This window comes from Microcystis sp. M20BS1, assembly GCF_020245305.1.
Taxonomy (GTDB): domain Bacteria; phylum Cyanobacteriota; class Cyanobacteriia; order Cyanobacteriales; family Microcystaceae; genus Microcystis; species Microcystis ichthyoblabe_A.
This window is the reverse complement of sequence record NZ_JADBUZ010000011.1, coordinates 1-8,028: the sequence shown is the minus strand read 5'-3', so window position 1 is coordinate 8,028 and position 8,028 is coordinate 1. Positions and strand designations below refer to the sequence as shown.

At 39.6% G+C, this 8,028-nt stretch carries 5 protein-coding genes and 2 pseudogenes; 6 read left to right on the top strand and 1 reads right to left on the bottom strand.

Annotated features, from left to right (window positions below):
- Positions 1-83: pseudogene (locus IM507_RS01010) on the bottom strand (NADH-quinone oxidoreductase subunit K); the annotation flags it as partial.
- Between the two features lie 382 nt (positions 84-465).
- Here IM507_RS01010 and IM507_RS01005 point away from each other — a divergent pair.
- From IM507_RS01005 to IM507_RS00980, 6 genes and pseudogenes are all read left to right on the top strand, one after another.
- Positions 466-795, top strand: a pseudogene (locus IM507_RS01005) (DUF3782 domain-containing protein); the annotation flags it as partial.
- Positions 796-862: 67 nt separating this feature from the next.
- The gene (locus IM507_RS01000; RefSeq protein WP_287636351.1) at positions 863-1,582 is read left to right on the top strand and encodes a DUF3782 domain-containing protein; all 720 of its coding nucleotides are present in this window, start codon (positions 863-865) and stop codon (positions 1,580-1,582) included.
- Positions 1,583-1,670: 88 nt separating this feature from the next.
- Entirely contained in the window at positions 1,671-2,030 is a 360-nt protein-coding gene (locus IM507_RS00995; protein WP_004162658.1) for a CU044_2847 family protein, read from the top strand.
- A gap of 17 nt (positions 2,031-2,047) precedes the next feature.
- Complete coding sequence (locus tag IM507_RS00990; protein WP_287636350.1) at positions 2,048-4,039, top strand: VMAP-C domain-containing protein; 1,992 nt, start codon at positions 2,048-2,050, stop codon at positions 4,037-4,039.
- An 8-nt stretch (positions 4,040-4,047) separates the two neighbouring features.
- The gene (locus IM507_RS00985; RefSeq protein WP_287636349.1) at positions 4,048-5,067 is read left to right on the top strand and encodes an AAA family ATPase; all 1,020 of its coding nucleotides are present in this window, start codon (positions 4,048-4,050) and stop codon (positions 5,065-5,067) included.
- Positions 5,060-7,714 carry a formylglycine-generating enzyme family protein gene (locus IM507_RS00980; RefSeq protein WP_287636348.1) on the top strand — a complete coding sequence of 885 codons (2,655 nt, stop codon included), beginning with the start codon at positions 5,060-5,062 and terminating at the stop codon, positions 7,712-7,714. Before IM507_RS00985 ends, IM507_RS00980 begins: the two co-directional genes overlap by 8 nt.
- Positions 7,715-8,028 lie beyond the last annotated feature (314 nt).

Below are 8,028 nucleotides of genomic sequence, written 5' to 3'. Positions count from 1 at the left end.
TTGCGACTGGTGACTAAACCATAAATTCCGATACAAAATAAAGCCGCCGCTAATAACAAATAATACTCTAACTGAATCTGCATGATACCTCTAACACCGTACAGTGCAAAGTTCATGAGGTAAAAAATTATGATAACCGCCGCTTATTTAGATACCTGTATCTTTAGGGACTTGCGTGGGAATAATATCTCAGCCAGAAAATCGCTCTCTAGAAGAATAAGACCAGCCCTAAATGCTACATTATCAAAGCGCAAGTCCCTTATAGTGTAAATCAAAGAGCTTTGGAATGTGCTGCTTATGTACATGAAGGGGTTGATCTTACAGGAAGAGGAAAAAATAACTGTACCAATCCCGAACTTATTCCTTAATTTTCAGGGCGATCGCCTTTTTGTTTGTAGTAATGGCTTTAGCCATAATCAGTCCTAAAGAGCTTACTACGAACGGGGCGATCATTTTTGAATTGGCGAGGAAGTTTATCCCCGTGCCAGAGTCAAGCGTCAAGGCATCGCCATGAAAAGCGATATTCTAGGCGTGGATGATACAGAACTCGTTTTAGTCGAATTACTACCTAGATTATCTCAAGATGATGTGGATGAATTTATTGAAAAATTGACTCGTTTTAAAATCGCTTTTCCCCATTACAAAAACTATCGAGCTTACGGTGCAGTGGCAGGAATTGAAATTAACAAAGGTGTAGATCGCTATGCTTATAAAAAAGGTTTATTTGTGATTAAACCCTCTGGGGATACGGTGGCAATTATTAATGATGCTAACTTTCAACCGAACACTTGGTAAAGAGATATAATTAGGCATTATAGGTAAGTGTTAAATCCCCCCGTCTATCGGCACCCCCTGTCAGTCCATGAGTGAACCCGTTACCCTTGAGGATATTTACCAGCTATTCCGCGCTTCCGCCGAGGAGTTTGATCGCCGTTTAAGGGAAAGCGATCTTCGTCGGGCCGAAATGGAACGTATCTTTGCCGAAGCGAAATTAGAAAACGAGCGCCGGGCCGCCGAAGCGAAATTAGAAAACGAGCGCCGGGCTGCCGAACTTGAGCGCCAAGCTGCCGAAGCAAAATTAGAAAGCGATCGCCGGGCCGCCGAAGCCGATCGCTCGATGGCAGAACTGAAACGCACCGTAGAACGAACCAGCAAAGCGGTAGATAGTCTGACCACTCGCTGGGGTCGATTTGTGGAGGAATTGGTAGAACCGGCGGTTTTACGGCTTTTTCAGGAAAAAGGCATTGATATTAAGGAAGTTTATCCCCGTGCTAGAGTCAAACGTCAAGGTATCGCCATGGAAATTGATATCCTAGGGGTGGATGATACCGATCTCGTGGTGGTGGAATGTAAATCGAGATTATCTCAAGATGATGTGGATGAATTTATCGAAAAATTGACTCGTTTTAAAATCGCTTTTCCCCATTACAAAAACTATCGAGCTTACGGTGCAGTAGCGGGAATTGAAATCAACGAAGGTGTAGATCGCTATGCTTATAAAAAAGGTTTATTTGTGATTAAACCATCTGGGGATACGGTGGCTATTATTAATGATGCTAACTTTCAACCGAACACTTGGTAAAGAGATATAATTAGGTATGAGGCTAAAAAGATGGAGTTGTGATTGATTAAGTCTAGACAACCGCAATAAAATAAACAGGAGAATTTTTATGACTCGTTTAGTGGAATTTACCTCGGATGAGGGAACGATTTACATCGAGGTGGATGAAAAGTTACCCTTACCCAAACCGAAACCAGAAGATGAACTTATTAGTCTAACAGATGAAATAGCTGTTAAAGCCGCTCAGTCTTTTGAAGACGCATTAAATGGCATAAAACCGGTGGCAAATGCCATAATTAATAAGGTCAAAAGTTTGAATGAACCAGCCGATCAGGTAGAGGTAAAATTCGGGATAAAAATGACTGTTGGACTAGGGGCTATTATTGCATCTGGCAGCGCCGATGTTAACTATGAAATTACCCTAAAATGGGATAACAAGGAAAAAAATAAGCAATCATCTACTCAATGAGGACTTAGATAAAAATAATGGTTGCATCTCTAGAATCTTCTCTGGTCAGAATTTATAAGCAACGACAAAATAAAGATGATAAAATAGAAATTGTTGGGGCAGGATTTCTAATATCATCAGAATACTTGATTACCTGCGCTCATGTTGTTAATCAATCAATAGGAGAAAAAGATGTAACATCTACTAAGAAACCCACTGACATTATTGAGTGTGATTTTCCTATCATTGCATCGGGTACATCTTTAGAAGCAACCGTAGAAGTTTGGCATCCGGTTAAATTTAACAGCAACGATCCTCAAGATATTGCTATTTTAAAATTAAAAGATTCAGTTCCTTCACAAGCTCAACCAGTTTCTTTAATTACCTCTAAAATAGGAGATTTATCTGATCATAATTATAAAGCTTATGGTTTTTCCAGAGATGGAGGTGTCTGGTCTGATGGTAAGATAATAGGTCATATTGCTAACAACAAAATTCAGATAGAAGATAATAAAAGCACAGGATATGCTGTAGAAGGTGGGTTTAGTGGGACAGCTATCTGGGATGACCAATTGGGGGGAGTAGTGGGGATGGCAGTAAGTGCTGATAAGGAAAAATTGGTTGCCAAATCTGCATTTTTTATTCCTACTAATGTTCTTTTAAAAGCTTGGGATAAGTTGCTATATATAGCACAAGTAGAAGGAAGAATCCCTAGAATCATCTCCTTGCTTAGATGTATATTTGAAAACAAGAGTTATCAAGATCAACTTAATACAGCTTCTGAAAATTTAAGAATTGAAGTGAGGGATCATTTAGTGGATTTACCTAGAAAAATTCCTTCCTCTTGGTCTGATTTTATAGAAATACTCTATCAATTAGATGAAAGACATTTTACCTATACTTCTCAATCAAAATTTTCTTGGCTAGAAATATTTATTGGGTATTTAGTCATTCAGTTAAACTCAAGAGATGCTCTGGCGAATTTATTAAAAGATAACTTTACAGAATGGCTAAAAAAATATCAAACAAAATGGGAAGTTTTAATCAATACTTTAGAAAATAATCTTAAGCATCGATCACTAAATATTGCTCAAAAATCAACAGACAAAAATCCCTGCTTATTTGTTACCCTTACAGAAGAAAACAAATCTTTAATGCTGAGAGCTTGGATTGTTAAAGATATCAACAATTATCATCCCACAGAAAAAGAACCTCAAAAACGTGGAGAATATCAATCTTTAACCCCCAATGAAGGAATAAGTCTGGGTAATCATCTCCAAGAAAATGAATTGATTAATCACCTAAAAAAATTTAAACGAGAATCAGAAAATATCTGTCAATCTTCCCTAGAAAAAGTTCAATTTTTTCTTCCCTATAGATTTATTGAAAAAGAGATTAAACCGATTGATTTATTTTCAATTGATGAAGTGGCAACAGCTACAGGCTGCGATCCTCATCATTGGGGAGTCGATCATGAGGTAATCATGAGATTTTCAGAACGAATAACAGCCGAAAATATCAACAATCAACAAACCTATTTATGGATCAAAAAATGCCAACTTTTTCGGAATATACAGCAGCAAAATCTGACCCAAATCTTAAAGTGTGAAGAAGAAATCCAAGAACTGATCGAATCAAACAATCAGCAAACAGTTATTTTTAAAAAACCTCTGGCAAATAATGACCATCCGAATAAAATACTCAAATATCATAAATTTAACAATGTTATCGGTTCAAGGTTAACTAATCTCAGTCAAGAAAACTCCTTAGAGTTAAAAAATATTCTAGCCATTTTATACGAAACTGGAATACCTTTATCTCTGTGGATACGACCGGATGCTAACCCAGAACTTAACTGTCAGGAAAAATTAGACCCTATCTGTCAATGTCCACTAGAGAAATTACCAGAAATAATTAAAAATAGACGTTCCGCCGCTTGGTTAGAAGATAATAATATTGGGAATCATCTATCATTACTGTGGGATGACTATCAGCTTGTTCCCCCCAACTATCCACTTTTGATGCCATAAATTGAACTATGACAGACTGGAAAAAATTTACAGGAAATCAAAAACCCACAGACGATTGGGAATTACCAGAACCCCCCAGCTGGCGACCTTTTGGCAAAGAAAAGCAACCGGGAGAAAGTCGTCGTAAGCATCGGGGAGAAACCTTTCTAGTGCGCGAAGAAGAAATTAAAATGGTCAATGCAGCCTTGTATTTACGGCGACCTTTATTAGTAACCGGCAAACCAGGGACAGGAAAGTCATCTCTTGCCTATAAAGTCGCCCAGGAATTAAAATTAGGAGAAGTATTATACTGGCCGATTACCACCCATACTACCCTAAAAGATGGACTTTATAACTATGATGCGATCGGTCGGTTACAGGAAGTTAAATTACTGGAACGAGAGCAAAAAGAATTAACCCCAAAAGAACGAAAAGACCAATTAAAACAGATTGAAAAATATATTACCCTTGGACCCTTGGGAACCGCACTATTAGAGTCAGAAAAGCCAAGAGTACTGTTAATTGATGAAATTGATAAGAGTGATATCGATTTACCCAATGATTTACTCACCTTATTTGAAGAAGGACGCTTTGAAATTCCCGAATTAGTTAGGCTAAAAGAAGAAGTCCCAAGCGTTGAAGTCCGCACTGCTTATACCGATACAACCGACGTTACCCAGAAAGATATAAAAACACCTATAAATGATGGTTTAGTTATCTGTAACGCTTTTCCTTTTGTGATTTTAACTAGCAATGGAGAACGAGACTTTCCTGCACCTTTTTTGCGTCGTTGTCTCCGTTTAACCATGAAAGAGCCAGAGAAACCCGACTTAATTAAAATAATTGAGGCCCATTTAGAAGAAACAATTGCTAATAATCCAGACATCGATAAACTTATTGATAACTTCATTCAAAAGCGCAATTCACAAACCCTAGCCACGGATCAATTACTTAATGCTATTTTTATGGTCAAAAAAGGAGCTATATCAACTGAAGATGACCTGATTAATCAACTTTTGAAAGATTTGGGGAGGGTAGAAGATGAGTGAATCCCCATCCAATTCATCAATTAAAAAACTATTAGATTATCTAGAGCAAACAGGACTACTCGAACGGTTACAACTCAGTGATGAAGATGTAGCTGATAGTATCTGGTTGGCCCTACAAATGGGTGTTGAAGACTTGCAATCACCGCCAATATTTCCAGAAAATAAACAGCCAATAGATTCATCAACTTCTAATCAAATAGAGGAAAATTTAGAAAACATTCCAGAAGATACTCTATCAAAATCTCCACCAAATGTCGATGTTATTACCGAAGAATCTCTCCCCAAAGAAATAGAAAAAACTACCCCAATCCAAGACTTTCCTTTTCAAGTTCCTGCTGCCGCTGCATTACAGACAGCACTCTTTATTAGTCGCGCTTTGCGTCCTTTCATGGGAAAAGTTCCCTCAGCAACTAAAACGATTTTAGATGAAGAAGCAACCGCTTCTTTTATTGCAGAAAGGGATATTTGGCTACCCGTGACTAAACCCCAACCGGAACGCTGGTTAACCCTCGAATTAGTAGTAGAAGAATCTAGATCCTCTTTCATTTGGCGAGAATTAATTAATGAGTTACAAAATCTCTTAGAAAATCAAGGAGCATTTAAAACCGTCAGAGTTTGGCAACTATCAACCTCAAATAATCAAGAATTACAGTTAGTAAGACGCAGAAAAAAAGGTAAACCGGGACAACGTTATCACCCCCATAAAGAACTTATTCATCCCAGGGGACGGGGATTAGTTTTGCTAGTAAGTGATTGTGTTTCTCCTCTCTGGCAAAAAGCCTTAATTCATCCTTGGTTAAAAGATTGGTCAGAAAAACAACCCACCGCTATTCTGCAACTTTTCCCCGAAAGATTATGGAATAGTACCCAACTAGGACGGGGACGTAAACTCTTTACCACTGCTTTAACTGCCGGGGTTCCCAATCCGAAATTAATCTTAAAAAATTATCCCCAATGGCTACCGATTAACTGGCAAAATACCCTTCTTATTCCCGTAATCACGTTAGAAATAGAAGTCCTCAAACAATGGGCAAAAGTTGTCGCTGGTTCAGGTAATGCTCAGATTTCTGCCTTTTTATTTGATTTAGAATTTATTAAACAACAAATTATCGAAATTCCCCCTATATCCAGAGAGGAAAATAAGCAAGACAGCGAGGATAAAAACAGCATTAAAAATAAGGCCGAGGCAATGGTCGAGCGATTTTTTGCCACCGCGTCAGAACCGGCCAAAAAACTAGCAAAAATGATGGCAGCTGCCCCGGTAAGTATGCAGGTGGTCAATCTTATTCGTAAAACTCTTTTAAACGAAGTGCGTCCCGTTCATGTGGCAGAATTTTATATGGGAGGTTTATTAAAACCGATTGTAGAAAATGAAGAAGGACAGTATCGAGTCTATGACTTTTTACCCGGGGTACGTCAAGTCTTAAATGATGCTATCGGTAGGCGACAAACTATCAAGGTACTCGATGCTATTTCCCAATATATTGCCGGGGAAATTAAAAGTCCTATCCGCAGTTTTGCCGCTTTATTAACCCTATTACCCACCTATCCCCGAGAACAAAGAGAAAAAATTCTTCCCTTTGCTCAAGTCAGCATCGAAGTCTTACGCAATCTGGGGGGAGAATACGCAGAATTTGCCGAAAAAATCGCCGTTAATATCTCCAATCCCCCTCCAATCCCTCAATCCTCGCCACCTCCCTTAAAAACCTCTATCTTTGACGTTGCCACCATCGAAATCCTAGAAACCCGTACCTTTGAATTTACCCTAGCAACCATAGAACGTCAGTATCAAAATCCTTTTGAAGGAGCAACATGGGTAATTAAAAAGGAAAAAAGGCAAGCAGAAGGCATTGTCGAAAAACTAGCCGAGGGAGTCGAATTGGAATTGATGGAAATCCCCGGCGGCACATTTATGATGGGAACTGAAGACGAGGAAATCGAAAGACTGGTGAAAAAATTTGGTTGGGATGGATTTAGACGAGAAAAACCCCCACACCGAGTAACCGTTTCCTCTTTCTACATGGGACGTTATCCTATCACCCAAGCTCAGTGGCAAGCTATCGCCGCAACCGCTAAAATAGCCATCGACCTAGAGACAAACCCTTCTCACTTTAAAGGGGATGAGCTACCCGTAGAAAGAGTCAACTGGTATCAAGCAACAGAATTCTGTAAACGACTATCAAGGGAAACAAAACGGGAGTATCGGCTACCGAGTGAGGCAGAATGGGAATATGCCTGTAGAGCGGGGACAACAACCGCCTTTCACTTTGGGGAAACGATAACGGCAGATTTAGCTAACTATCGAGGTACTGAAACCTACTATGCCGATGAACCCGAAGGAAAATATCGACGTAAAACAACCCCAGTGGGCTATTTTCAGGTAGCTAACGCCTTTGGGTTGTACGATATGCACGGCAATGTCTGGGAATGGTGTGCCGATACCTGGCACGATGACTATAAGGATGCACCGACGGATGGCAGTGCTTGGATAGAAAATGGGAATGATAATCGTTATCCATTCCGGGGCGGTTCTTGGTACCTCAATCCAGATTTCTGCCGTTCTGCCTGCCGCCTCAGCCTCAACCGCCGCGACAACGACTTCGTCAACGGTTTTCGGGTGGTGTGCGGTGCTGGGAGGACTCTGTAACCCTTTTTCCCTTTTTTTCCCTTTTTTTCCCTCATTCCCTTTTCTGGAATTTTTTTGGGCAAGCTATAGCACAAGTGTATTAGTTTAGGGGTTATACTAAATCTGGTTATTTGGGTTCTCCCCCCTGCCCCCCTTGATAAGGGGGGTGTCGATCCCCCCTGCCCCCCTTATCAAGCTATCCCTTATAGGGATCTTTCTTAACAATTTTTGCAGTAAGCACTCCAACCCTTATCCTGACTTGATTTCAGTTTTTTCTTTGTCAGTAAGGGTGTCAACAAGGAATATTACAAATTGTTAACCGAGTCTTGAAAGCC